Source organism: Mesorhizobium subarcticum (assembly GCF_055456085.1).
Genome location: NZ_CM144237.1, coordinates 737846 through 761863 on the forward strand (window position 1 = coordinate 737846; position 24018 = coordinate 761863).

At 62.2% G+C, this 24018-nt stretch carries 23 protein-coding genes; 5 read left to right on the forward strand and 18 right to left on the reverse strand.

What is annotated here, in order from left to right:
• Positions 1-68: 68 nt before the first annotated feature.
• From ACZYHG_RS03425 to ACZYHG_RS03440, 4 genes are all read right to left on the reverse strand, one after another.
• Positions 69-482, reverse strand: coding sequence for a nuclear transport factor 2 family protein (locus ACZYHG_RS03425; RefSeq protein ID WP_464612541.1), 414 nt, complete (start codon positions 480-482; stop codon positions 69-71).
• 81 nt (positions 483-563) lie between these two features.
• Entirely contained in the window at positions 564-1166 is a 603-nt protein-coding gene (locus ACZYHG_RS03430; protein ID WP_464612542.1) for an NADPH-dependent F420 reductase, read from the reverse strand.
• 93 nt (positions 1167-1259) lie between these two features.
• Entirely contained in the window at positions 1260-2012 is a 753-nt protein-coding gene (locus tag ACZYHG_RS03435) for an SDR family NAD(P)-dependent oxidoreductase (protein WP_464612543.1), read from the reverse strand.
• 68 nt (positions 2013-2080) lie between these two features.
• A complete protein-coding gene (locus ACZYHG_RS03440) occupies positions 2081-2815 on the reverse strand; it encodes an SDR family NAD(P)-dependent oxidoreductase (protein ID WP_464612544.1) in 735 nt (244 codons plus the stop codon).
• A gap of 271 nt (positions 2816-3086) precedes the next feature.
• Here ACZYHG_RS03440 and ACZYHG_RS03445 point away from each other — a divergent pair, with 271 nt between their 5' ends.
• Positions 3087-3983 (forward strand): LysR family transcriptional regulator, encoded by an 897-nt coding sequence (locus ACZYHG_RS03445; RefSeq protein WP_464612545.1) that lies wholly within the window; start codon positions 3087-3089, stop codon positions 3981-3983.
• 90 nt (positions 3984-4073) lie between these two features.
• Here the strand turns inward: ACZYHG_RS03445 and ACZYHG_RS03450 are convergent, their stop codons facing one another.
• The 6 genes from ACZYHG_RS03450 to ACZYHG_RS03475 all read right to left on the reverse strand — a co-directional run bounded on the left by ACZYHG_RS03450 (position 4074) and on the right by ACZYHG_RS03475 (position 11663).
• Positions 4074-6461: a polysaccharide biosynthesis tyrosine autokinase gene (locus ACZYHG_RS03450; protein ID WP_464612546.1), complete on the reverse strand. Its 2388-nt coding sequence runs from the start codon at positions 6459-6461 to the stop codon at positions 4074-4076.
• Positions 6462-6597: 136 nt separating this feature from the next.
• Entirely contained in the window at positions 6598-7494 is an 897-nt protein-coding gene (locus ACZYHG_RS03455; protein WP_464612547.1) for a UTP--glucose-1-phosphate uridylyltransferase, read from the reverse strand.
• Between the two features lie 74 nt (positions 7495-7568).
• Positions 7569-8552: a glycosyltransferase family 2 protein gene (locus ACZYHG_RS03460; protein ID WP_464612548.1), complete on the reverse strand. Its 984-nt coding sequence runs from the start codon at positions 8550-8552 to the stop codon at positions 7569-7571.
• Positions 8542-9486 (reverse strand): glycosyltransferase family 2 protein, encoded by a 945-nt coding sequence (locus ACZYHG_RS03465; RefSeq protein WP_464612549.1) that lies wholly within the window; start codon positions 9484-9486, stop codon positions 8542-8544. The genes ACZYHG_RS03460 and ACZYHG_RS03465 overlap by 11 nt, the downstream gene beginning before the upstream one ends.
• On the reverse strand, positions 9486-10475 hold the full coding sequence (locus ACZYHG_RS03470) for a glycosyltransferase family 2 protein (RefSeq protein WP_464612550.1): 990 nt from the start codon (positions 10473-10475) through the stop codon (positions 9486-9488). The genes ACZYHG_RS03465 and ACZYHG_RS03470 overlap by 1 nt, the downstream gene beginning before the upstream one ends.
• Before the next feature lie 15 nt (positions 10476-10490).
• Positions 10491-11663 (reverse strand): glycosyltransferase family protein, encoded by a 1173-nt coding sequence (locus ACZYHG_RS03475; RefSeq protein WP_464612551.1) that lies wholly within the window; start codon positions 11661-11663, stop codon positions 10491-10493.
• Between the two features lie 187 nt (positions 11664-11850).
• Between ACZYHG_RS03475 and ACZYHG_RS03480 the strand changes: the two genes are divergently transcribed.
• Complete coding sequence (locus tag ACZYHG_RS03480) at positions 11851-13347, forward strand: lipopolysaccharide biosynthesis protein (protein ID WP_464612552.1); 1497 nt, start codon at positions 11851-11853, stop codon at positions 13345-13347.
• 46 nt (positions 13348-13393) lie between these two features.
• The gene (locus tag ACZYHG_RS03485; RefSeq protein WP_464612553.1) at positions 13394-14416 is read left to right on the forward strand and encodes a phosphoribosyltransferase; all 1023 of its coding nucleotides are present in this window, start codon (positions 13394-13396) and stop codon (positions 14414-14416) included.
• Positions 14417-14434: 18 nt separating this feature from the next.
• On the opposite strand, the gene ACZYHG_RS03490 is transcribed toward ACZYHG_RS03485, so the two are convergent.
• From ACZYHG_RS03490 to ACZYHG_RS03525, 8 genes are all read right to left on the reverse strand, one after another.
• Positions 14435-15514 carry a glycosyltransferase gene (locus tag ACZYHG_RS03490; RefSeq protein ID WP_464612554.1) on the reverse strand — a complete coding sequence of 360 codons (1080 nt, stop codon included), beginning with the start codon at positions 15512-15514 and terminating at the stop codon, positions 14435-14437.
• 75 nt (positions 15515-15589) lie between these two features.
• Positions 15590-16039, reverse strand: coding sequence for a hypothetical protein (locus ACZYHG_RS03495; protein WP_464612555.1), 450 nt, complete (start codon positions 16037-16039; stop codon positions 15590-15592).
• Positions 16040-16052: 13 nt separating this feature from the next.
• The gene (locus ACZYHG_RS03500; RefSeq protein ID WP_464612556.1) at positions 16053-17495 is read right to left on the reverse strand and encodes a GMC oxidoreductase; all 1443 of its coding nucleotides are present in this window, start codon (positions 17493-17495) and stop codon (positions 16053-16055) included.
• Between the two features lie 64 nt (positions 17496-17559).
• A complete protein-coding gene (locus ACZYHG_RS03505) occupies positions 17560-18891 on the reverse strand; it encodes a UDP-glucose dehydrogenase family protein (RefSeq protein ID WP_464612557.1) in 1332 nt (443 codons plus the stop codon).
• 49 nt (positions 18892-18940) lie between these two features.
• Positions 18941-19822, reverse strand: a complete 882-nt coding sequence (gene exoK / locus ACZYHG_RS03510; protein WP_464612558.1) for an endo-1,3-1,4-beta-glycanase ExoK — start codon at positions 19820-19822, stop codon at positions 18941-18943.
• 151 nt (positions 19823-19973) lie between these two features.
• Positions 19974-20369 (reverse strand): hypothetical protein, encoded by a 396-nt coding sequence (locus ACZYHG_RS03515; RefSeq protein WP_464612559.1) that lies wholly within the window; start codon positions 20367-20369, stop codon positions 19974-19976.
• A gap of 289 nt (positions 20370-20658) precedes the next feature.
• A complete protein-coding gene (locus ACZYHG_RS03520) occupies positions 20659-21681 on the reverse strand; it encodes a glycosyltransferase family 2 protein (protein ID WP_464612560.1) in 1023 nt (340 codons plus the stop codon).
• 65 nt (positions 21682-21746) lie between these two features.
• Positions 21747-22877 (reverse strand): nucleotidyltransferase family protein, encoded by a 1131-nt coding sequence (locus ACZYHG_RS03525; RefSeq protein ID WP_464612561.1) that lies wholly within the window; start codon positions 22875-22877, stop codon positions 21747-21749.
• A gap of 518 nt (positions 22878-23395) precedes the next feature.
• Between ACZYHG_RS03525 and ACZYHG_RS03530 the strand changes: the two genes are divergently transcribed.
• Both ACZYHG_RS03530 and ACZYHG_RS03535 read left to right on the forward strand, forming a co-directional pair.
• The gene (locus tag ACZYHG_RS03530; RefSeq protein WP_010913078.1) at positions 23396-23548 is read left to right on the forward strand and encodes a lasso peptide; all 153 of its coding nucleotides are present in this window, start codon (positions 23396-23398) and stop codon (positions 23546-23548) included.
• 135 nt (positions 23549-23683) lie between these two features.
• Complete coding sequence (locus ACZYHG_RS03535) at positions 23684-23983, forward strand: PqqD family protein (RefSeq protein ID WP_464612562.1); 300 nt, start codon at positions 23684-23686, stop codon at positions 23981-23983.
• Positions 23984-24018 lie beyond the last annotated feature (35 nt).

The window sequence follows — 24018 nt, forward strand, 5'->3', positions numbered from 1 at the left end:
GCGCATAATGGGGCGATTTTCGGCTTATCTACCGTCTCCCCGAGCTGATGGCCGAAGATGGCCAGCCATTATGCAGCCCCGGCCGCGCCCATCTGCGCGGCGCGCGCCAGTGCTTGTGTGTCGACGTATTCCCGGATGTTGGTCAGTCTGCCATCCCGGACCGTGATCGCGAAAATCCAGTCGTCCTCGAACGTCTTGTTCGTGGCTTTGATCTTCCCCTTGGCAAATCCGACGACGAGGACACGGTCTCCTTGCGCCACGAACTCCCGGGGTTCCGTGGACGTTTCTATCGACTTGGAGGCCGTCTCAAGCAAATCCGTTAGCCCGGCGTGTCCGTGGCGCGTTCCGGCCAGCGGCCAGTCGTCGCCCGGAATGATCCACTCGATGTCTTCGGCGGCCAACGCCAGCAGAGCTTCCCTGTCGCCGCTGCCGATCGCGGCGAAGAAGTCCTTCACGGTCTGGATGTTCTTCTCAATGCTCATGGGAATTTCTCCATTTCGCTTGGATCGCATCGCGCTCGATCCGATCCGTGCATCGTGGCCCTGCCGGTTGGCATGTCGCGTTCATCCGTCGAACTTGACCAGGTCCTTGAAGATCAGGTGACCCCAGCTGTTTCCGCGCGCCTGGACCAGCAGCCCACCTTCCGACAGGCCGCCAAGCTTGATCGGCGCGAAACCGAGATTTTCCGCGAGCGTACCAATCTCCGCCGCGGCAGCGTCATCGTCGCTCGCCAGGAACACGACTCTCCTGCCACCATGCACGGCCGGGTCTTGGTCAAGAACGGCAGCGACCAAATGGTTGAAGCCCTTGACCAGTCTACTGCCAGTGAAGGCCTGCGCAACGAACCTGGAAGAAGGCTGTCCTCCCAGTTTCTCAGGGGGCACGCCGTAGGCATTGGTCACATCGACGATGGTCTTCCCCTGCCAGGTGGCGAGCGCCTTCGCGACCTCAGGGTGCGAGTCGAAACGGACCGCCAAAAAGATGATGTCCGCCTTGACGGCGTCCACCAGCTTCTTGGGAATGACCGTGGGTCCGATCGCGGCCGCATCGGCTGCAAAGCTTTCAGGGTCGCGCGTGGTTGCAACGGACACGTCGATGCCCTTGCGGGCAAAGGCCTTGGCCAGGGCCTTGCCGATATTGCCGAAGCCGATAATTGCGTAGCTCACAATGGTTCTCCTATCTTGTGTTGGAACTAAAGTTTGAGAAGCGGGATCACTACTGGCGGGGTTGAAGGGCCAGCCACGGGGACCGCGCTGGGCTCAGACCTGCGCCCAACCACCATCGACCGCGAGATCTATGCCGGTGATGTAGGAGCTTTCATCCGAGGCGAGGAACGTGAGGGCAGCCGCGATTTCCTCTGGCTTGCCCCTGCGACCCATTGGGATCTGTGCAGCAAACTGGGCGACCGCCTGCTCGGCTTGCTCAGCGTTAAGGCCGGTCGTTGTCGCCAAGGCGGGAGTCTCGATCGCGCCAGGGCTCATCGTATTGACGCGGATATTGCGGTCCTTCAGTTCCAGTGTCCAAGACCGCGAGAAGCTGCGAACAGCCGCCTTACTTGCTGCGTAGGTACTGAACGCTGGTAGCCCCATCACATTCGAGACTGAAGAGTTCAGAATGATCGATCCGCCGTCTTTGAAGATGGGAAGGGCCTTCTGTACCGTAAAGAACAACCCCTTCACGTTCACATCGAAGGTCTGGTCAAAATGGGCCTCGGTGGCTGCCGCGAGCGGCGCGACTGTCCCTGCGCCCGCGTTCGCGAAGAGAATGTCGATGTGACCATGTTTCTCTTTCACGGTGGCGTAGAGCCGGTCCAGATCTTCCAAGCGTGACACGTCGCCGACGACCGCCGTAACATTACTCTTGATGAAGGCTACGGCCTCCTTCAGCTCTTTCTCCCGTCGCCCAGTGATTACGACGTGTGCACCTTCTTCCACAAAGCGCTTGGCGGTGGCCAAGCCAATCCCGCTGCTTCCGCCTGTGATGACTGCGACTTTGCCTTCAAGTTTTTTCATGATCTTTCACCTTTGGTCGTGTGTTTTGTTTTGTCGTAAAGTTTGAGAAGCGTGGTCCCGCATCGGGCTCAGAGTTGCGCAAGACCGCCATCAACGGCGACCTCGCTGGCGGTCATGAAGCTGCTGTCCGACGACGCGAGAAAGGCCGCCGCCGCTGCGATCTCCGCCGGATCGGCCATGCGCTGGAGCGGAGTCATCGCGCCGTAGGCCTTCTGGCCCTCCTCGCCCAGCGCTTCCTTCGCGAGTTCAGTCGCCGTCGCCCCGGGCGACAACACATTGACCCGGATGCCGGTGCCCTTCAGGTCCTCCGCCCAGGTCCTCGCGAGATTGCGCACTGCCGCCTTGCTCGCGCTGTAGGCGGTGAACCCCGGAGCGCCCGTGGTGCCGGCGCTCGATCCGGTCAGGATGATCGAACCGCCCGGGCCCATCAGCGGCAACGCCTTCTGGACCGTGAAGATCGTGCCCTTCACATTGGTGTCGAAGGTTTCGTCAATGTGTTCGGCGGTGATCTGGCCGAGCGGAAGCGGGCTTCCCGCCCCGGCATTGGCGAAGACGATATCGAGGCTTCCGCGCTCGGCCTTCACAGCCGCGTAGAGCCGGTCGAGGTCGGCCTCATCCGAGACTGAGCCCTTCACCGCGCGAGCATTGGGGCCGAGGTCCGCCACGGCGGCGTCGAGCGCTTCCTGTCGGCGGCCGTAGATGAAGACGAAGGCGCCCTCGTCAACGAAGCGCTTTGCCGCCGCGCGGCCGATGCCGGTGGCGCCGCCGGTGATGACGGCGGTCTTTCCATTCAATCTGGTCATGACGTGCATCCTTCCAGGCTTCCGCCTTGGTCATTCGGGAACGCCCCGAGACCATCAAGATGGGTCTGCCGAGTTCAGGCGTTGAGTGAGGAAGAGCGCACATCGGTGGTGCAAAATCGATCCGACACGGCTATCAACGGCAGCGGCGACGATAAGGTTCCTGCGTTCGGAATTGGGCCCGCACCTCAACAGGTGCTATAATGGCCGCCCTGTGCTGTTGTGCGACAAGTCAGAGCTTTGGAAGGCGCACCGCGCGGTGCGGGATTGCACCATGATCGACTGGGATGACGTTCGTTACTTTCTTGCCGTCGCACGCGGAGGCTCGGTGCGGGCTGCTGCCAAGCGCCTTGGTGTGAACCACGCGACCGTACTGCGACGCATCGCTCAGCTTGAGGAACGCCTGGGAGCGCACATGTTCGAAAAGCTGCCTTCGGGCTACCGCCTGACGGCCGCCGGGGAGGAGGTCCTCGAGCTCGCGGAACAGATGGAAGTGTCGTCGCACCAGTTGGAGACGCGCGTCTTCGGGCGTGACCAGAGCGCGCGCGGGCTTTTACGGGTGACGGTTCCACCGTTCCTCGCCACACACCTGCTCATGCCGGATTTTGCCGATTTCGCGCGTCTGCATCCGGACATCGAGATGGAAATCTTGACGTCCGGCGAGGTGGCAAATCTGACCAACCGAGAGGCCGACGTCGCGATCCGCATTGTCGCCAACCGCAAGACTCTGCCGCTTAATCTTCACGGCCTGAAGGGACCGGAGCTGTTCAGCGGCGTCTACATGTCTCGCGATCGACTGGCTGCATGGCGTGCGGGCGCGCCTGATCCCATCCGGTGGATCGTCATAGACAATCATGGAATCCCGGCCTGGGCGCGCGAGAGGGAGGTTCACACCACGGGAGTTCCGTTCAGGACCCCGGACGCCGAGACGCAGATCGTAGCGGCGCAGCTGGGGATCGGGATGACGAAACTGCCGTGCTTCGTCGGAGATGCCGATACTCTATTGGTGAGGGTGCCGGGCACCGATCAGCCCATGCATGGGACGCTCTGGCTTCTCACACAGGGGGAGGCACGCAAGACGAAGCGCGTGCGGCTCTTCACCGAGTTCGTGTCCCGCAGGCTCGCCGCCCACGCCCCGCTTCTCGCGGGACTGTCTGTATCGCACGACTGACGCGCGGGAGGTCGCCGGGATTCCAGCCTTGGCGCATGAACGGGGCTTCATCGCCAATTCCGTCAAGGCTGAACTCCAGGCAGCCGCCGCCTAGACCGACGCCTTGCTCCGCACCTCGGACTTGTCGAGATAATAGCTCGAGTATTTGTCGAAGAATTTCTCCGACGCGCCGAACGATCCATATTTGGCGAGCTTCTTCAGGTCGACCTTGTTCAGCACCGCGCCGACGATCTTGTTGGCGACATAGGGTTCGGATTCCAGCATCGACCGCACCATGGCGCGCGGCGTGCGGCCCCATTCGGTGACCAGCACGAAGCCGTCGACCAACGGTGCGAAGGCCTTGGCGTCGACCACCGGCCCGAGCGGCGGCAGATCGACGACAATGTACTCGAACGTCTCCTTGGCGTTCTCGACGAAGCGGCGCATTCCGGCCGAGGACAACAGCTCGCTGGTGTGCGAGAAGTTACCGCGCAGCACGGCGGGGATGATGGCGAGCTTGGTCTGCCGGTCGATCTTGCCGACGGATTGCCAGGTCTGGCCGTTGACCACGGCTTCCATCAGGCCCTGCTCGGCCTCCATGCCAAGACTGCGGCTGAGGCCCGGATTGCGCAAGTCACCATCGATGAGCAGCGTCTTGGCGCCGTTGGCGGCCAGCAGTCCGGCGAGATTGGCCGCGACCGTCGACTTGCCTTCGCCGGGAAGCACCGAAATGACGCCGATGACGCGGCTGCCTTGCCCTTCCATGACGACGTCGAAGGCGATCTTGGCGCTGCGCAGCGTTTCGGCGAACATCGATGCCGGAGCGTCGATGCTGACCCGCATGCGCGCTCGTCTTTCGAGGGCGGCCGGCGATCTGGCGACCTTCTGATCCGGCTGGGCCTCGTCCTGCTTGTCCTCCTTGGCGGGTTTGCTGCCGATGGTCGGCAGGTAGCCGAGGAATTTGAGGCCGACGCGGTCGCGCACGTCCTCGCCGGTGCGGAAGAACCGCTCGTTGAACTCGTTGAGGCCGCCAAAGCCGGCGCCCATCAGCACCCCGAGCACGAGCGAGAGCCCAAGCACCACCACCGTGCGCGGGCTCGAAGCCGCCTGCGGCATCGACGCGTCCGAGATGATGCGGATCTTGCCGACCGGGAAGGATTGCTGCTGCGCGGCTTCCTCGTAGCGACCAAGGAACGTTTGGTAGAGCGTGGTGAGCGCCGTCGCCTTCTGGTCGAGGTCGCGCAACTGGACCTGCGACTGGTTGTCGATGGAGCTCTTGCCCTGCGCCGAGGCGACATTGGCCCTGAGCGCGGTCTCGCGCGCCTGCGCCACCTCATATTCGTTGCGATAGCTTTCGGTCAGTTGCTTCAGCTCGCCGAAAATCTGCGTCGAAATGTCGGCCTTCTCCTTGGCCAGCGCCACCGCCTGTGGATGCTGCGGGCCGAAATTGGCCTCGACGTCCTGCAGCCGCTTGGCGACCGTGAGATAACGGGTCTTCAGCGCTGCGATCACCGAGCTGCTCGGCTGGTCGGCCGATATGGCGGCATCGTTGAAAGCGTTGTCGGAGCCGCTGTCGATAATCGCCTTGTATTGTTGGTAGCGGGCGCTGGCGCGTGCCGTGTCGGCCTGCGCCACGATGAGCTGGGCGTTCAGATCAGCAAGCTGCTTGTCGCTCATCAGCTGGCCGTCACTGTTGGCGGACAGTCCGTGTTCGGCCCTGAATTTCTCGACCGCCAGCGATGCCTGCTGCGAGCTCTCGCGCAGTTCCGTCAACCGACCCTGCAGCCAGACCGCCGCGCGCTCGGTGGCGTCGAAGCTGGCATCGAGCTGGTCGGCGAGATAGGCCTCGGCATAGGCCTTGGTGATCGCCGCCGACAATGCCGGGTCCGTCGACTGATAGCCGAGCGCGATGACGTAGCTTCGCCCGACACGCTCCGCCCTCACCTCGTTCTGCAGCTTGAGGATTGCGTAATCGCGACTCGACGTAGCGATAAGTGCATCACGGGTGGCAGGGTCTAGCTTGCTGATGTCAGCTACGCCCGGAATGGTGGGGCTGGGGCGGACAAGCTGGATCAGGCCGCGGATGAACCCGACACCCTTGGCCAACGCCGACTGCGGCGGGTTCATGAAGGCATCGTTCTGGCTGAGCTTTAGCTTGTCGACGACCACCGCGGCAAGCCGCGTCGAGGTCAGGATCTCGATTTGGCTCAGAATGGCGGAATCGGTCTGCATCGTCGTCGACGCCGCCGAGATGTCGTCGACGATCTTGTTCAGGCCCTCGTCGATCAGCACGCTTGAGACCGAGACAAATTTGGGCGGCGTGGTCTGCAGATATAGCATGCCCAGGAAAAGGCCGATGGCGGCGCACACGGCAACCACCTTGGCCTGCCGCGCGGCCATGCCAAGCAGCCGCTCGATATCGATGAAGTCGTCACCGTTTCCTGCATCCGAATTCGGCAATGGCATCCTCTTGTCGAGAGGAAAGTTGGCATAATTCATCGTCGGTCCAATTCTAGCTTACAGGCGCCTCGAAGATCGGGAGCATCGCCAAAAGCAACGCAAGCATCGTGCCAGACTGCGCAGGTCAGTCGACCCTCGCCGTCAGCCGCCCGACAATGCTCCCGAAAGATGGGCATTATGCGGCTTCTTCCTGACGTTCATGCGACCGGACGAACTCCTGAAGCATCTCGAAAACCGGGCCCTTCATGTCGTCGCGCGCCAGCGCGAACGCGATGTTGGCTTGGATGAAGCCTTCCTTGGAACCGCAGTCGAACATGCGGCCCAAGAAGGGCTGGGCAAAGAATGGCTGGTCCTTCGACAGGCGGACCATGGCATCGGTCAGCTGGATCTCGTTGCCGGCGCCGCGCTGCTGATTGCCGAGCAGCGCGAAGATCTCGGGCTGCAGGATGTAGCGGCCGTTGATGTAGAAGTTCGACGGGGCGTTGGCCGGGGCCGGCTTTTCGACCATGGCCGAGACCTCGAAACCGCCGCCAATATCGGCGCCACGGCCGACGATGCCGTATTTGTTGGTTTCGCTCGGATCGCAACGCTCCACTGCGATGACGTTGCCGCCGGTGCGCTCATAGAGCCCGACGGTTTCGGCGAGACATCCGCGCCCGCCGAAGGACACCATATCAGGCAGGAGCAGCGCGAATGGCTCGTTGCCGATGACTTCGCGGGCGCACCAGACCGCGTGACCGAGGCCTTGCGGCGACTGCTGGCGGATGAAGGAAGTGGCACCGGCCACCGGCAGCATGCTTTCGAGCGCTTCCAGTTGGGTCTTCTTGCCGGTCTGCTCCAGGGTGCCGATTAATTCCGGATGCAGGTCGAAATAGTCCTCGATGACCGCCTTGTTGCGGCCGGTCACGAACACGATGTGCTCGATGCCGGCTTCGAAAGCTTCGTCCACCGCATATTGCACGACAGGCCTGTCGACCACCGGAAGCATTTCCTTCGGCATCGACTTGGTCGCCGGCAGGAAACGTGTTCCAAGCCCCGCCACCGGTATCACGGCCTTCCTGATTTTCTTCATCGCAAATTCCTTCTGAGGAGATCGACTACAGTCCCTTCACAGGCCACGAAAAATCCCTCCATGTGCCTGCATCTTCACCTCCCCACCCCCACGGCAAATTGTGCCGCTACGCGTCGCAACCGCACGGCGATCGGCATGCCCATATGCCTGACCGCCGCCGGGTCGCTGAGCGCCGTCCGGATCGCCTTGAGCGGGGACCGCGCCTTGATGTGCTGAACCATCGCCAGGAAGGAGGCCGCCTTGCGCAGGCTGCGGCCGCGCCGCGCAAACGCCGCCTGGGCTGCCTCATCCATCCGATGGGTTTGAGCGAACATCTCGTCTGCCTTGCGCATCGCTTCGACATGATGAAGCTCGAGCACACGCGAGATGGAGCCGCTGCGAATGTGATAGGCGTATCCGATATCAGGCTCGACCACGCATCTGCCGCCCTTGGCCAGGGCTTCGGCAAAAAGGATATAGTCCTCGCCGATCCTCAGTTTCTCGTCATAGCGAAGCCGGTTTTCGTCCATGAACCGGCGCTGGAAGATCGGCTTGAGGTAGCCGAGATTGAACTTCGATTCGAAGACGATATTGCCGGCGATATAGGTGGCCAGCGAAATCTCTCGCAAGCCTTCCAGATAGTGTCGCGGGAACATCGCATCCTCGATCACCCCGTCCTCGCGGATGACCTGGAGATTGTCGACAGCGATCTGGGCACCCGCCTTTTCAGCACAGTCGATCATGGCGGCGATGCGCAGGGGAAAGACGGCGTCGTCGGAATCGAGAACCGCGATCCACCGGCCGCGGGCAACGTCGAGCCCGGCATTCCTGGCGCCGCCGGGACCGCAATTCCTGGCCAGGGCTACGACGCGCACAATGTCCCTGGGATAGGCCCGCGCCACGTCGAGCGTGGCATCGCGCGACTGGTCGTCGACGACGATGATCTCGACGCTGACGCCCTTTTGCGCAATGGCACTGGCGATCGCGCGGTCGAGGGTCGCCTCGGCATTGTAGGCGGCAATGACGAAGGAGACATCGGGGACTGAACCATCGGGGGTCGGGGAAACGTCAGGCTGCACGCTTGCCTCCTTCCCCAGCTGAGGGCTGGCCGTAGAGGCGGATTTCACGGATGCCGACAAGGCCGCTGACGACCCCGACATGCATGATGCCGCGCAGGACGCTGCGGTTCCTGCGCACCGGGCTGGCGACAAAGGGAAGTGCCGCGGCGAAACAATAGGCTGCCTTTGCCGCGGCGACACCGACATGCTTGACCAGACCAATGCCACGCGCGCTGCTGCCCAGGAGGTGACCATGCGTCTGACCGACGCGAAAACGGCGGCGGCCGAGCCAGTCGAACGCGGCCCTTGAGCGCGGCACCACCTCGTCCACCCAAGCGTCTTGAGCGAAGGCGATGCGGCCGCCGGCCTTGACCATCTGGTCGAAAAGCTCGGTGTCTTCGCCGCCGGTCTGGCCGCGCGCCAGGCTGAAGCGGCGGCCGCGCAAGCTGTCCGATCCCATACGCAGCAGGACGTTGCAGGTGTAGCCGGTGCGGATCTCGCCGCGCACCCAGACCGGCAAGGTCGAGTGGAAATCGCCGCGCCGCATCCAGTCGGGCGCATCCGGATGGTAGAGCGCGCGGACCGGGCCGAGCACGGCGGCAGCACCACTCTCTTCAGCCGTCGCGACCAGATCGGCCAGCCAACGGGTAGAGGCGGTTTCGTCATCGTCGATGAAGGCGAGGAAATCCGCCGCGCTGGCGTCAAGGCAAGCGTTGCGCGCGATCGAGATGTTGCGCGCCGGGGCATGCCGATAACGGATCGGCAACGCCAATTCCCGTGACAGCGCCGTCACCAGCGCCTGCGCGCTTGGCGTGTCGTCATTGTCGGCGACGATGACGCTGATATCGAACCCTGCCGGCATCTCCATGGCGGCGAGCGAGCGCAGCGTGTCGGCCAGCTCCGGCCGCCGGAACGTACAGACGCCGATGTCGATGCTGCGGTTCTTGCCGGCCATCACGCCACCCTGCGTCGTGTGCCGAGGCCGAGAAGTTGCAGCCAGAAGCCGACGGACCAGCCGAAATGCATGACCATGGCCGAAACACCGGCCAGCGCGATATCGGCATTGCGTTCGCGAATGGCCGTCACCAGGCCGTAGCCCAGGCATACCGCCGCCCAGATCAGCAACGGCACCGCCGCCATCCAGTGGACGAAGGAGAAGGCCGCCAGAAGCACCACCGGGAAGACTGCCAGCGGCACCATCTGCCGGACCTTCGGGATAACGCGGTGCTTCAGCACATTCTTGGCGCGGCCACGGCCATAGCCGAGATACTGGAAATAGAGACCCTTGAGCGAGGCGCGCGGGTAGTAGACCATCTGCGTCTTGCCGCTCATCCAGATCTTGTAGCCGGCTTTTCTCAGCCGGTAGTCGAGCTCGGCATCCTCATTGTGGCTGAACGTTTCGTCATAGCCGCCAACGGCACCGAAGGCCGATATCCGCATCAGCGCGTGATGGCCGTGGTCGACCCATTCTCCGGCGGAGAGGTGACGATGCTTTGAGCCACCGGTGCCGAGTTTCGAATTCTGCGCAGCCGCGACCGATTTCTGCACGGCGCCGCTGCCGCTGGTCAGCATCGATACCACGACCGAATCAGCTGATGTGGCCAGTGCTTCCTCAAGCAGCCGGTCGCAGTAGTCATCGGGATAGCCGCCATGCGCGTCGATGCGGATCAGATACTCGGCACCCTCACCAAACGTACCGACGGCGAGATTGATGGCCGCGCTCTGGATGCGCCGCTTGTTGTGCAGCAGGATGACGCGCGCATCCTTCGCTGCGATCTGCTCGACAATGGCCAGCGTGCCGTCGGTGCTGCCGCCATCGGCGACGATAATCCTGGCACCAAGCCTTTCAGCAGCGGGCCGCAATTGATCGAGCAGCGCACCGATATGGGCTGCCTCGTTCAAGCAGGGGATCACGATCAGGCTGGAGGGAAGCGCTTGCGTCATCGGGCGATATCCATCCTATGCCAAGGCCTCAGTCGCGAGGGGTTCGCGCACACTCGTCAGGCGGCGAAGTTTTTCGACCAAGGCCCTGCAGTCGCTGCGATCGTAGCTCCACGTCCGCGGATTGTGGGCAAGCACGCGCGCCTTCAGCCTGCCGAAGCGGTGCTCCTCCATCTTGCCGAGCGCGGTTTCGAGCGCGTCTGATGAAGCCTGCGGCAACAGGATGCCGATATCCTGCTGGCTGAGGAACCGTCCGGTTTCCGTATGGCCCATCGAGATTGGCACCGCTCCGAAGCGGCAGCCTTCATAGAGGCGGTTGGGCAGCAGCCATTCCGAATTCTGGCCCTCTTCGAAGAAATCGATTGCCCAGGAAAAATGCACGTCCCGGTAGATCGCCGCCATGTCCTCCGGATTGCGATAGGGCCCGCGAAACGACAAATAAGGCTCGGCATCGACGAAGGCATGGAAATCGGGGAATTCGGAGAGTGCCGGGCGGCCGCGCAGCACGACCTCGAAACGTCCATTCATGCGGCGCGTGAAATCGGCGAGCAGCTCAAGCGAGCGGCGGCAGCGCAGCGCCCCGAACCAACCGATCCGCCATGGCGGGGCGACAGATCCTTCCACCGCCGCACCTTCGTTGGGCAGGATCGCCGCGGCCTCGAAATATTTGTTCTCGACGAGTTCGACGGGAGCGGCGACCTGCCGGAAGGGCTTGAAATAATTGGCGATGAAGGCGGGCGAACTGGTCACCAGCAGCTTCACGTCGCGCGCCAGATGGCGCTCCGTGGCGCGTAGCGCCTTGCCGAGGACATCGTCGCGGAGTACCAGGCGGTGGATGTCGAGGCATTCATAGACGATCGGCACCGTGGCGCCGAAAGCCGATTTGGCGCGACGGGCAAGTGCCAGCATTTCCAGGTTGCGCGCGATGATGAGATCGGGCCTCGGCGTGCCCGCCAGCTTTGAACCGATTGAAATCGCAGCTTTCGCCACAGCCGCCAGGCGCTGGGCGAATCGTCCGTCGCGCGTCGCGCCAAGGTCTATTGGCCGCAATCCTTCTATATCGGCAATCGGGGTGGCGGTGCGGCGGAAACCTGCGAGGGTAACCTTGGCGCCACCTGTCCTGAGCATTGTGATCCGCCGGCGAACCGCCGGATCGGAAACATCGTGCACCAGGTACAAGACATGCAGCATGAAAACTCGACCGCTGTTTGACCCCACCCAAAGGGATGCTAGTACAGCTCTTGCTGCATCGCAACATTTTTGGCGCGGCAATGGACATTTTCTGTTGCACTGCAAAATTATTGCCGTAGTTTGGCGTTGGCGGCGGACGTGGATTTTCAGGGTTCGGAAATCCGCGCAAAAATCAGGAATCCTGAATTTGGAAGCCAACCCATTCGATCCGCCAGAAGGCTCGCTCCGCAAATCAGTGGGGCGCGGCGCGGTGGTCACGGCCATGGCGCAATCAGTGCGGGTTGCGACGCAGATCATCTCCGTCATCGTGCTGTCGCGGCTGTTGTCGCCGCAGGATTTCGGCGTGGTGGCCATGTGCGCGCCGGTGCTGGCCTTCATCGCGCTGTTCCAGGATTTCGGGCTGACCCAGGCGACGATCCAGAAAACGGGCATACGCAACGAAGAGGTGAACTACCTCTTCTGGATCAATGTCGCTGTCAGCGCGATCCTGGCTTGCGTGCTCGCAGGTGCCGCACCGATGGTCGCCGCCTTCTATGGCGAACCACGCGTGACCGGCCTGGTCGCCGCATTCGGCCTGCAGATCATGGCCTATGGGCTCGGCGCGCAGCATCTCGCGCTTTTGACGCGCCGCATGCAGTTCGGGCGTCTGGCGATCATCGATGTCGCCAGCGCCGTCGCCGGCCTTGTCGTGTCGATCGCCTGGACCTTCATCGACCGTTCCTACTGGGCGCTGTTTGCCGGCACGCTGACCGGCGCGGTGCTGCCGACATTGTGCTATTGGGCAAGCTCACGCTGGCGTCCCGGTCTGCCGCGCAAGGTCGCCGGCATCAGCGAGCTGATCAATTTCGGCGCCGGCATCACCGGCTTCAACTTCGCCAATTTCTTTGCCCGCAACCTCGACAATGTGCTGATCGGCAAATATTGGGGCGAGGCGCAACTCGGCCTTTATGACCGCGCCTACAAGCTGTTGCTGTTTCCGCTGAGTCAGATCACCAATCCGCTGTCGAAGGTCATGGTGCCGGCGCTTTCCAGGCTGAAGGACGAGCCGGACCGCTACCGAAGCGCCTATCTGCGCGTCATGCCGCTGATTCTCGTCGTGGCGCTGCCGGGCGTCGCCTTCGCCACCGCGATGTCGGATGTGCTGATCCCCTTCGTGCTCGGCGAACAGTGGCGCGCAAGCGCCTCGATCTTCCTGGCGCTGGGCTTTGCCGGCCTGCTCCAACCCCTTAACAATCCTGCCGGCTGGCTTTTCGTCAGCCAGGGCCGCTCCGGCGACTTCATGCGCTGGGGCATCATCACGGCGGTAACGTCGGTACTCGCCTTCGCGCTCGGCCTGCCCTATGGCGCGCTCGGTGTCGCGATTGCCTATGCGGTCAGCGAATATCTGCGCACACCGTTCCTGTGGCTCTATGTCGGCAAGAGCGGGCCGCTGCAGGCGCACCATGTGCTGCGCGCCGCAACGCCGTTCGTGCTTGGCGCGCATCTGGCGTTGGCGGCTGTCTGGTTCATCAAACCATGGCTGCCGCAGCAGCATGTCGTTGCCTTGGCCAGTGGCGCCATCCTCGCCTACCTCATCACAACAGTCGTCGCGCTGGCTTTCGCTTCCGGACGCGAGGCCTTGCGCGAGGCGTTGAAAATGCTGCCGGCAAGGTTGCCTGCCGCAACGCCACGTGAGGCGCAGTAATTTGGGCGCCTTCTCCAGCTACGGACATCCACTCGAGGCCTGATCCATGCACTACCGATCGATTTCAGACATGAACGACGCCGTCGTCGGCAACCTTCACCGGCTGCCGCGCGACATTGACCTGGTGGTCGGCGTCCCGAGAAGCGGCGTGCTGGCGGCGACGCTGGTCAGCCTTGCAGCCAACATTCCGATGACCGACCTGGACAGCTTCCTGGAAGGCCGCGTCTACACGTCAGGCATTACCAAACGCCGGGCGGCACTCGACCGTAAGGTCTCGGAGATGCGCAAGGTGGTGGTGATCGACGACAGCGTCGCCGGCGGCAATGCCATGCGCGATGCCCGCGCCCGTATCGAGGCTGCCGGCATTGAGGCCGATTACACATTTGCCGCCGTGTTCGGCCTGGAGCCACAGCATCAGGGGATCGATGTCGTCTTCGAGGTCGTGCCGCATCCGCGCATGTTCCAGTGGAATTTCGTGCACCACAAATTCCTGGCGCAATGCTGCGTCGACATCGATGGTGTGCTTTGCCTCGATCCGACCGAGGCGGAAAACGACGACGGCCCGGCCTATGAGAAATTCCTCAGCGAAGCGCGCCCGCTTCACACCCCGACCCACAGGATCGGCTGGCTGGTCACCAGCCGGCTGGAGAAATACCGAGCGCTGACCGAGGCGTGGCTGGCCAAAAACGGAATCCAGTACGATCAACTCATTATGCTGGACCTGCCAACCAAGGCGGAGCGCCAGCGGCTTGGCGCGCATGGCAGTTTCAAGGCCGATTTCTACCGCAAATCCGATGCCATCCTGTTCATCGAAAGCGAGCATGCGCAGGCGTTGAGAATCACCGAGCTGTCAGGCAAGCCGGTGCTGTGCGTCGAAACGCACATGGTCAGCTTTCCCGACACGCTGTCGCTGCCGGCGCTTGGCCAGGCCGCGCGCAACCTGCCGGCCAGACTGCGGCAGATCAACTCGCCGGAAGGCCGCAAGAGCGCCGCCAAGACCCTTGCCCGCGCATTGCTTGGTGCCCGTGGCTACGAGACGCTAAAAAGCCGGGTTAAACGTCCGGCCTGATCAGCACCATTCGGAGCGCTAAGCAGCCTGCAGCGCGCGCTGCTGCACCGCCCGGTCCAATATAGAGAAGAAGGTGACGAACTGGCGATCCGGATCGAGCTCCGGGCGCCCCGCGAAGCCGCGCGCAAGGCTGGAAACCCGGTCGTACTCCTTGTTGTCGTTCCACAGCAGCCTGATCGCCGCGACCCAGTCAATGAGCGGAGCGTCATAATCCAGCACCGTGCCGCCCGGGCCGATTGCTTCGGGCAGGCCGCCGCGCCGCGAGCCTACGACCGGGATGCCGCTGCAATGGGCCTCCGAGGCCACGCGCCCCCACGCCTCCTCCCATTTGCTCGGCGCAAGCAGGATCCTGGTGCGGCCATAGACCATCTTCATGTCGTTGGTGCGGCTCTCCAGCGTAACATTGCCGAGAGGTGCGATCGTCTCTTCGATGCGCGCCCGATGGTCGTCCTCTAGCTTCCAGCTTTCGACGAACAGGAACGGGATTTCGGGGCAGGCGCCGGCAATGCGCACCGCCAACTCAAAGCCCTTTTCCTCATAGGGGTTGATCAAGGTGACGAACTTACCCGTTGTCGGCGTGCTGTAATGCGTCGGGTTGATGGTCGGCGGGATCACCGTCGCCTCGATGCCGAACTCCTTCTTGTAGGTGCGCGCGGTGAACTCGGAATTGGCGATGTAGAGCGCGCCGCGTAATTCGCGCAGATCGCCGCCCAGTTCATGGAACTCGACATTACGGAGATAGACGACCAGCGGCACGCCCTCGGCCTGCAGCGCCTTGCCCAGCGGAACCGACTTGTGACACTGGACCACCGCCACGTCAGGCTTCTGCCTGCCGACGGCAAAACTTGCCGCCTCCCAGGGAAACCATGACCGGATCACCGGATAGCCAGGATGACTGTCGACGACCGCCGGTTGCCGAAGCAGTTTCATCTTGGCGCGCGCCTTGAGGCCGAACATTCCGTCGCCGAACAGGGCGGCGAGCACCGAGGCTTCATGCCCGTGTTCGATCAGCTGCTGCGCCAGATGATGCGTGCTGGACTGCACGCCGCCACCGAATTCGGGCGGATAGCCGTTGCCGCTGGCAAACAGGACTTTCATGAACCGGCTCCTTGTCGCATTCTGATCTTCTGGCTCTCTTCTCCAAAGCGGCCTGACCGGCAGGCCACTTTCGCCTCACGCACTCTGCGGTGGATCAAGCGTCGCAAACGGGTTGGTGCATGACTGCCATCCCGTGAACCGGATCGGATCATCAGGCGAGCTACGCCAGGCATAGTCCGTCAGCATGTGGAATTCGGCTACGGCCCAACGATCGAAATGCCTGAGATCGCGCCGCTTCTGCTTCGGCAACAAGCCGCGCGCCTGTCCGAGCTTGGTCGTTTCGAGCAAGGTGATGGCATCGCCCAGCTTGTCACTGGGAAATATCCACGGGTTGCGGTTGCGGAACTCAAGCACGAACTGCTGCAGATGCTCGATGCGCATGTTCAGCCTGCCGAGATACTTTTCGAGCGTGACGCGAACCAGATCCTCGTCCGAAAACGAGGAGACAGCAGCATAGGCAACGCCCGTCGAGGCGACGCCTCCCGCCAGGATGGCCAGTGCCGAGCGCCGTGTGACTCCGATCATCAAGTTGCTCCTCTCACGCGATCCGGCTTGCCGCCCGCAAGGACAAGGCTGCCGCGGTCAGGCTGGGGTTGGCGCAGGAGCAGCTCGGATAGGTGCTGGTGCCGACGACAACCAGGTTTCTCAACCGGTGATGGATCATGTTGCTGTCGATCACAGAATCAGCCGGACCGGTGCCCATTCTCAGCGTCCCCTGGACATGCGATTCCGTTGGCCGGATGCCGCGGTCGAAGAGCTTTTCGACCGGCAGCGGCGAAAGCAGGCCAGGCAATTTGTCCAGCGCCCGGGCCATGCCCTTGACCGCGTAGTCCGACGGTGCCTTGAAGCTGACGAAAGCATTGTCGTCCTCGTCGAGGGTGACGAAATTCTCGTGGTCGAGCAGGTTTTCGGTGACCACGACAAGCGGCAATGTCTGGCGCAGCCGACCCTTCTCGGCCCGCATCCCGTGCTGCCAGCGGTTCTCGAAATAAACCAGTGCGGCTGCGTGCTCGGACCGGTGGGGACCGTCATAGAGGCCGAAATTCAGGCCGGTGGTGATGGTGCTGCCGTCGAAATTGTCGACGCCGTCGAGATAGACCTCAAAATTCCAGCCATAGGATTCATGCAGGCCACGCCCGACGAATTCGTCTCCGAGGCCGGATCGCAGCATGATCGCCGCGCTCTGGATGGCATTGGCGCCGAGAATGAAGAGGTCGCCGCCGACCTGGTACTCCTTGCCATCCTTCACGAAGCTGACCAAACGGACCGTGCCGCCGACATGATCGAGCCTGCGCACTTCCGCGCCGAGGCAAACCGAAACGTCGGGATGCTCGAAGACATGCATCAGGCCGTTGTTGACGGTGAATTTGGCGTCGGCCGGACACAGCCAGCAGCGCAGATTGGCACAGCACGAGGTGCGTTGCGCCGTTGGTACCCTCGCCCGCGCGGTCGGCATAACGAAGTGCTGGTCGGGCTGGGCCGCCTTCATCATCTTGTCGGGCGTCGACATGCGATGCGGCGGTTGCGGAAACGGTTTTGAACGCGGCAGCATCTGCGCCATGTCGGGATCGCCGGAGATCGACATGATCTCTTCGGCATCGCAGTAGAACGGCTCGACATCGTCATAGCTGATCGGCCAGTCATTGCCGATGCCGTAGGTGCTTTTCAGCCTGAAGTCGTTGGGATGGAAGCGTGGTGTCTGCGCGAACCAGCAGTTGGTGCCGCCGCCCAGCCCGATGGTGTAATTCCACGGCTTGTCGGAGTTGGTCTTGTAGGTCGTCTCGTCGTCGATGTCGGTGTTGGCGTTCTGGTCGAGCTGCCATTCATGCGTGTTGTGGCGGCCCCATTCCAGGACCAGGATGCGCGCCCTACGCCGCCTGGCGAACTCGTGCAGGAAGAAGGCCGAACCGAAACCGGAACCGATCGCGACAACATCGAAATGATCCCTGGTGATTTGCTCGGGCTTTACGTCCAGCACCATCAGCCACAACTCCTTTCCGCGCCGGGTGCGCGTGCCAGCTCCTGTTTGCTCTTCGCGTCCGGTCTCACGCCGCCAGTCTGCCTATCGAGTGGTATTCGATGCCGTGGCGCGCCACGACCTTGGGGTCATAGAGGTTGCGGCCGTCGAAGATGACCGGCGTGGTCAGCGCATCCTTCAACGCATCGAAGGACGGCGCGCGGAAACTCTTCCATTCGGTGGCGATGAGCAGCGCATCGGCGCCGCGCAAGGCCGCTTCCTTGGTGCCGCACAAAAGCAGGTCGTCGCGCAGGCCGTAGATGGCCTGGCATTCCTGCATCGCCTCGGGGTCATAGGCCTGCACGGTCGCACCGGCGTTCCAGAGCGCTTCCATCAGCACACGCGCCGGCGCTTCGCGCATGTCGTCGGTGTTGGGCTTGAAGGCCAGGCCCCACAGCGCAAAGGTCTTGCCCTTGAGACTACCCTTGAAATAGCGGTTCACCTTGTCGAACAGGACGGATTTCTGGTCGTTGTTGCGCTCCTCGACGGCGCGCAGCAGCTTGGCGTCGAATTTGACGCCCTCGGCGGTCTTGATCAGGGCGCGCACGTCCTTGGGGAAGCACGAGCCGCCATAGCCGAGACCCGGATAGATGAAGTGGTAACCGATGCGCGGATCGCTGCCGATGCCCTTGCGCACCTCCTCGATGTCGGCGCCAAGCTGCTCGGCCAGATTGGCCATCTCGTTCATGAAGCTGATCTTGGTCGCCAGCATGCAGTTGGCGGCGTATTTCGTGAATTCGGCGCTGCGCACGTCCATCACGATCATCTTCTCGTGGTTGCGGTTGAAGGGCGCGTAGAGCTCGCGCATCACCGCCTCGGTCTCTTCGCTGTCGGTGCCGACGATGATGCGGTCCGGCTTCATGCAGTCGGCGACGGCCGAGCCTTCCTTGAGGAATTCGGGATTGGAGGCGACGTCGAAGCCCAGATCCTCGCGCCCCCTCTTCTTCAGCGTCTCGGCGATCCTGGCCTTGACCTTTTCGCAGGTGCCGACCGGCACGGTCGACTTGCCGACGACGATCTTGGCACTATCCATCTCACGGCCGATGGTCTCGGCAACGGCCAGCACATATTTGAGATCGGCCGAACCATCCTCGCCGGGCGGCGTGCCGACCGCGATCATCTGGATTTCGCCGTGCCTGACGGCGGCGGCGGCATCGGTGGTGAACTTGATACGACCGGCGGCGTGGTTTTCCTTGACGAGGCTCTCAAGGCCCGGCTCGAAAATCGGGACGAGGCCCTGGTTGAGCCGTTCCACCTTGTTGGCGTCGATGTCGACGCAAACAACCTGGTGGCCAACCTCGGCAAGCACCGCAGCCTGCACGAGGCCTACATAGCCAATTCCAAACACCGTCAAGTTCATTCGGTTTCATTCCTGTCCAGGGCCGTGATCCGTTTTCGGTCCGGCCGGTTCAATTCGTCTTTCCCAACTCTTTTACGCTGCACACGAGCGATTCTGGAAACTGACATGGCTCGCCGAGCGCGGTGAAGGCAACGCGTTCGACCTGCAGCGAAAGCTTGCGACCAGGATCGGCGAACGCGCCCATCCAACCCTTCATGGTGTCGCTGCCCCAAAGGCTGAAGAATATCTTCTGCGCATGGCTGGGCAGTTTTGTCGGATCGGTGATGGTGTTCACCAGCTGGCCGTTGACGTACCAGCGCAGACTGTCCTTTTCCCAGACGAAGGCGTAGTCGTTGAAGGCTTTGTCGGTGCCGCCCGTCACGTCGACCAGCTTCTCGTTCTTGCCCTTGCCGCCGATATAGGCGTTGATCTGCACCTTGGAGGTGTCCTTGGTCAGGATCTCGAAGTCGATCTCGTCCCAGGGCTGCTTGTCGGACGGACCGATATAGGAAAAGAAAGCCGCGTTGAGGCCAGGACCGGTGTCGGTCTTCATCCGCGCCTCGTAGGTGCCGTAGCCGAAGCGCTGCTTGGTCTGGATCTCGCCACAGGCGAACTCACGATCCTTCAGCTTCTGCTTTTCGAAGCCAAGCGACAACACCCCGTCGGAAAGCGCGACCAGCCCCTTCGACCAGGTGCAGTTCTGATGGCTGCCGTTGTTCCAGCCGTCGGACACATACCAGCGCGACCGATCGAAGCTTTTGAAATCATCGACGAAAGAGGGGGCGGACTGGATATCCTGTGCATGGGCGGGGGCCGCCGGAAGGCTGCCAAGAGCGGACAGCAAGAGCGCCCCGATCAAACCCGACCGCCGCAGGCCGGTTTGCCGGGTCATATGCGCGAAGGGCGATGCGTCAATCGCTATCGTGGACGTGGTTTTCGGATCCGAATTCATACCAAACTCACCTTTGTGCTGTGTGTCCCCAACCCAAAGTCGACGTTTGAACCGCTTCCAAACGGGCCAACCTTGACCTCCTCTTTGACCCTCCCGAAGTCCCTTTCCTGTCTCGCATCACATCTTTGCAGCAGTTCCCGCGCCTTCATGGTCACGCCCGGCGGGTGCCCGCAGGCCTGCCGAAGTCGACCGCGGCGGCCGAATCGGCATTCTCGTCAAAGACCATATCCAACGAATGACGCAGTTCTTTCATCATGCCGTTCTGGCGCGACAGCGCCGCGATGCGGCGCTCGCAATTCAGGATCGACCCTGTCAGCGCGCTGACTTCGGATGACCGCTTCTGCGAGGCCGAGCCGTTTTCCATGGCTTCGACGAGGAAGGCCGCGTTGGTCGCCGTCTTGCGGTAGCGGCTCTCCAGGCCGGTTCTCTCAGCCTCGATCTCGGCGGAGATCTGCTCGAACAGCTTCGCCAGCCGATCGAGGCGCGCGATGTCGGCCTGCCGGTCGCGGGCCGGATCCCTTGATCTGAAGCCGAATATCGAGGCCATGGGCTTAAATTCCTGTCATCGCCGGCTTGCCTGCCGGACACCTGGCCGATCCCCGCAACCGGGGCTGAAAAACTCGTACCGCGTCGTCCAACTCCGCTGACGGGAGAGACTTCGGACCAATCCGATCGGGGGCCAGTTCGGTTGGTCGTCCAATTTGCTGCACCGCAACATAGACTGCCATCGTCGGAGCGATGAGGCAACCTCCCATTTCATAAACTCATAAATCTGACGGAAATGGTTTGCGTGGTGAGTTTGCCTGCTGGCGGGTAAACCGGGCATTCCCAGCGCCTTACCGCTCCTTGCCCGCACTGGTCCCGGCCATCAGGAAACGCAGCGGCGGCACATGTTTGTGCCCGGAGACAAGGCCAACGCGACGAAACAGCGCCGCGAGCTTGTCTGACGCGACGCCCTGAACAATTGGCACCAGGTTGGATTGGCTTGCGAAGGCATAGGCCGCGGCAGAAGCCAGCCCGCGCTCGGCCTTCACGTCGAGGAAATTGCGCAGCCGATATTTGTCGCGCACATGCCGCTCATGCCGCCGCAGCACCGCTTTGGAGCCTTCCGGCAGGCTGTCGATCGCCAGCAGCGCCAGATCCGCGTCGGCCAGCCGCTTCAGGTCCTGCGTCTTGTGGCGGCCGCTGAGCGAATCGGCGCGCACGATGGCACCATAGCCGCAGGAACGGATGACCTTGAACCTTGCCCCGTGGGCGACGGCGCGGGCGTAGAGTTCGTAATCCTCACCCAGCCGCAAGCTCTCGTCGTAACGCAACCGGTGCCGGTCGAGGAAGGCACGGCTGATCACGGGCTTCAGAAAGCCAAGCTCGTCCCTTTGCACGCTGCGCCGGGAGATGTTGCCCTCGACGAAGCGCTCGAAATCGAGGAATTCCGGATCGGCGGCAAAATCCGGGGCGACGATTTTCGTCGCGTCGCTCGTCGCGTCATCCCTGATGAGCATGATGTTGTCGGCCGCGAAATCCCAATCGGCGCCGGCAAACAGGGTGCGAAACCGGCCCTCGAGGAAGAAGTCGTCGGCGTCCAGAATGCTGATGAACGGCGCTTTTGAGCCGGCGATCGCGGCATTGCGGGCGAAGGATGGGCCGCGATTGACGTCGAGGCGCATGACCTTGAGGCGTCCGCTGCCGTCGTCGGCGGAGCGAGCGACCTCAGCGGTATTGTCGGTGGAGCCGTCGTCGACAACGACGACCTCGGCCACCTCAGGTTCACGCAACGCGGATGCGATGGCAACCGCGATCGTGAGCCCCGCGTTTTTGGCCGCGATGATCACGCAGACCTCGGATTTCGTCATCGACATGAATTTTGCCTCTTGCACAGGTTCCGATATGCCCTCGCCCTGTACGTATTCCGACACAACCGCCATCACGGACTGGCCGGCCGTTCGAAGATGCGGCGGCTGATGTCGGCCGACGCCGCCCAGCCGGCCTCCGCCAGGTAGCGGACGGGAGCCTTGCCGCACAATTCCCACAACACGGTTCGCCGCTGCGGCCATCGCAGCGACGACAGCCATGGCGCGATGACCATGTTGAGCAGATCCTCATTGCCGATGCGCGACAGGATCGGCTTGGCCCGCTCGGACAAAAGCGTGCCGGTGCCGCCCAGCAACACGTCGGCGGCGCGCAGGCCGAGCAGCAGTGTATCGTCCAGCCCCTGGCTCACCGCCGCATCGAGCACGCGGCGCTGATCAGCCTCGTCGAGACGGTTGGCGCTGGCCCTGATGTCACAGACATAGCCGGCGCAGGGCTCGCGGTTGAACAGCGCCTTGGCGACGCTGATGCAGGACAGCATCAGCGTGTCGGCGGCCGAGGTGAATGGCACTTCGACGCCGGTGATCTCGACCAGCCGTTTGCGCCGCAGGAACCCATCGGCGTCACGCGGACTGGGCGAGCCGGGCTGCTGGAGGCGATGGTGGAGGTCGACGGTGGATGCTTTAGGCCCATTGTCGCGAATCATGTGCTGCTCGCCAAGGAAACGAACCCACCAGACCGAGCGTGACTTGCCAGCAACCTCGTAGCCGATCGAGCGTAGGGCATCGCGGGCCCTGGAAAACCCGGCGGGTGAAACCAGGATGTCGACATCGCCCGAAGGCTTCATGAAATGATCGTCGTAGAGCAGATGCTGCTGGAACGGACCCTTGAGAAAGACGAAGTCGATCTGCCTGTCGCGCAGCGCCTGATAGATCGCCATCGAATCCATGAGGCAGGCGGCATTCATCGAAACCGTGCGTCGGCGATACGTGTCGAGCCACTGGAAGAGTTCGGCCGGCCTGTCGCCCGCCGGCGCACGCGAAAGCGCCTTCAGAACGAAGGTGGCGACCTTGTTCAGCCTGGCGATGTCGGCGACTGCGGCATCGGAAAGGCCCAGCGTCGGAACGTCGCCGACCGAGGCCACCGCGCCTGAGAAATACAACCGCAGGCAGGCCTGCACATAGGCTATCTCGTCGGCGCAGTCAGCTGCGCGCAGTCGTTCATAGGAACTTTCCGGCAAGGCCATTGAGCGCACAGTCTCCAAAAAGCGGTTCACGCGGCGCGTATGCTGCAAGTGCGAAGCAAAGCATCCTCAAAAACCTCGGCGCCGTAAAGCGTTTCCTTTCGCAGTGCGGAATTTTACAACCAGAGCGTTTGCAGACCTTTCCCAAGAGCGGCGAGATATGCGGTTGAAATTCCAACCCTATCGAGGCACTTTAGCCGACCATCATCACGCTCGGCTAACAGAAATTCCATTTTTTTAGCGGCGCCTAAAAAAGCGCCAACAATAACAACTTTTTATGCAAGCAAAATCAATTGCTTAAAGAATCGCCAGCTGCGAGACCCAACTGCACCCGGTTTAAGCCCAATAGAGGCAGAATTTTGAGCAGTTCGCACACGCATGGTGACGTCCGCAACCCGTAATTGATTAACCAGAGGTAAATCAGGCTTGACTCATAAATGGTGCCATGCAGCTATTGCAGCGCAGCATGAAAGTGCTGACGGCACTCGACAGGCCGTTTCCAGTCCTCATTGGAGAGTAAAATGGAACAGAATGTTGAAAAGCATGAGTACGAAACGCCCAGCCTGACGGTACATGGTTCGATCGAAACCATCACCCAGGGTGGTGGCGGCAGCACGGCAATCGACGCGTCGTTTCCGGCGCACACCCCGATTGGCGATCTGACGTTCTCCTGAGACTAGCCTGGTTCTGGAGGAGTGACGTTGGGCCTCCAGGATTGAAGACCGTGAATGGAGCCGGGGATGAAAATCCCCGACTTTCCCTTTTTGAACTGACGACGCGTAGACCGTGTGTTTCAAACGAGGTTTTGGATGAACTGGAACCCATCCGAGCGCGATAATGTGAGCGCCACGAAGGACGCCGTGGCTTGCGACTTCGGTGAAGGCCTCGCGCTCCTCAATCTTAAATCCAATGTTTATTACAGCCTCAACGGCGTCGGCGCGTTCATCTGGGAGCTGATTCAGGAGCCGAAGTCGATCGCCGATATCCGTGGCGCTGTGCTTGCGCGCTACAATGTCGACGCCGAGCGCTGCAAGGCCGACGTCGACGCCTTGCTGAAAGGCCTGGCCGAAAACGGACTTGCGAGGCTGCACAATGAGGCACTTGTCTAGGCCGGTTCCGCAAAAGGCCGTGGTTTCGCGGCAAA

What these genes read in the sequence shown, in the direction of transcription:
- ACZYHG_RS03425 (WP_464612541.1), bottom strand. Translation starts at nt 482, where the DNA reads ATGAGCATTGAGAAGAACATCCAGACCGTGAAGGACTTCTTCGCCGCG.
- ACZYHG_RS03435 (WP_464612543.1), bottom strand. Translation starts at nt 2,012, where the DNA reads ATGAAAAAACTTGAAGGCAAAGTCGCAGTCATCACAGGCGGAAGCAGC.
- ACZYHG_RS03440 (WP_464612544.1), bottom strand. Translation starts at nt 2,815, where the DNA reads ATGACCAGATTGAATGGAAAGACCGCCGTCATCACCGGCGGCGCCACC.
- ACZYHG_RS03445 (WP_464612545.1), top strand. Translation starts at nt 3,087, where the DNA reads ATGATCGACTGGGATGACGTTCGTTACTTTCTTGCCGTCGCACGCGGA.
- ACZYHG_RS03450 (WP_464612546.1), bottom strand. Translation starts at nt 6,461, where the DNA reads ATGAATTATGCCAACTTTCCTCTCGACAAGAGGATGCCATTGCCGAAT.
- ACZYHG_RS03455 (WP_464612547.1), bottom strand. Translation starts at nt 7,494, where the DNA reads ATGAAGAAAATCAGGAAGGCCGTGATACCGGTGGCGGGGCTTGGAACA.
- ACZYHG_RS03465 (WP_464612549.1), bottom strand. Translation starts at nt 9,486, where the DNA reads ATGGCCGGCAAGAACCGCAGCATCGACATCGGCGTCTGTACGTTCCGG.
- ACZYHG_RS03470 (WP_464612550.1), bottom strand. Translation starts at nt 10,475, where the DNA reads ATGACGCAAGCGCTTCCCTCCAGCCTGATCGTGATCCCCTGCTTGAAC.
- ACZYHG_RS03475 (WP_464612551.1), bottom strand. Translation starts at nt 11,663, where the DNA reads ATGCTGCATGTCTTGTACCTGGTGCACGATGTTTCCGATCCGGCGGTT.
- ACZYHG_RS03485 (WP_464612553.1), top strand. Translation starts at nt 13,394, where the DNA reads ATGCACTACCGATCGATTTCAGACATGAACGACGCCGTCGTCGGCAAC.
- ACZYHG_RS03490 (WP_464612554.1), bottom strand. Translation starts at nt 15,514, where the DNA reads ATGAAAGTCCTGTTTGCCAGCGGCAACGGCTATCCGCCCGAATTCGGT.
- ACZYHG_RS03495 (WP_464612555.1), bottom strand. Translation starts at nt 16,039, where the DNA reads ATGATCGGAGTCACACGGCGCTCGGCACTGGCCATCCTGGCGGGAGGC.
- ACZYHG_RS03500 (WP_464612556.1), bottom strand. Translation starts at nt 17,495, where the DNA reads ATGGTGCTGGACGTAAAGCCCGAGCAAATCACCAGGGATCATTTCGAT.
- ACZYHG_RS03505 (WP_464612557.1), bottom strand. Translation starts at nt 18,891, where the DNA reads ATGAACTTGACGGTGTTTGGAATTGGCTATGTAGGCCTCGTGCAGGCT.
- exoK (WP_464612558.1), bottom strand. Translation starts at nt 19,822, where the DNA reads ATGAATTCGGATCCGAAAACCACGTCCACGATAGCGATTGACGCATCG.
- ACZYHG_RS03515 (WP_464612559.1), bottom strand. Translation starts at nt 20,369, where the DNA reads ATGGCCTCGATATTCGGCTTCAGATCAAGGGATCCGGCCCGCGACCGG.
- ACZYHG_RS03520 (WP_464612560.1), bottom strand. Translation starts at nt 21,681, where the DNA reads ATGTCGATGACGAAATCCGAGGTCTGCGTGATCATCGCGGCCAAAAAC.
- ACZYHG_RS03525 (WP_464612561.1), bottom strand. Translation starts at nt 22,877, where the DNA reads ATGGCCTTGCCGGAAAGTTCCTATGAACGACTGCGCGCAGCTGACTGC.
- ACZYHG_RS03530 (WP_010913078.1), top strand. Translation starts at nt 23,396, where the DNA reads ATGGAACAGAATGTTGAAAAGCATGAGTACGAAACGCCCAGCCTGACG.
- ACZYHG_RS03535 (WP_464612562.1), top strand. Translation starts at nt 23,684, where the DNA reads ATGAACTGGAACCCATCCGAGCGCGATAATGTGAGCGCCACGAAGGAC.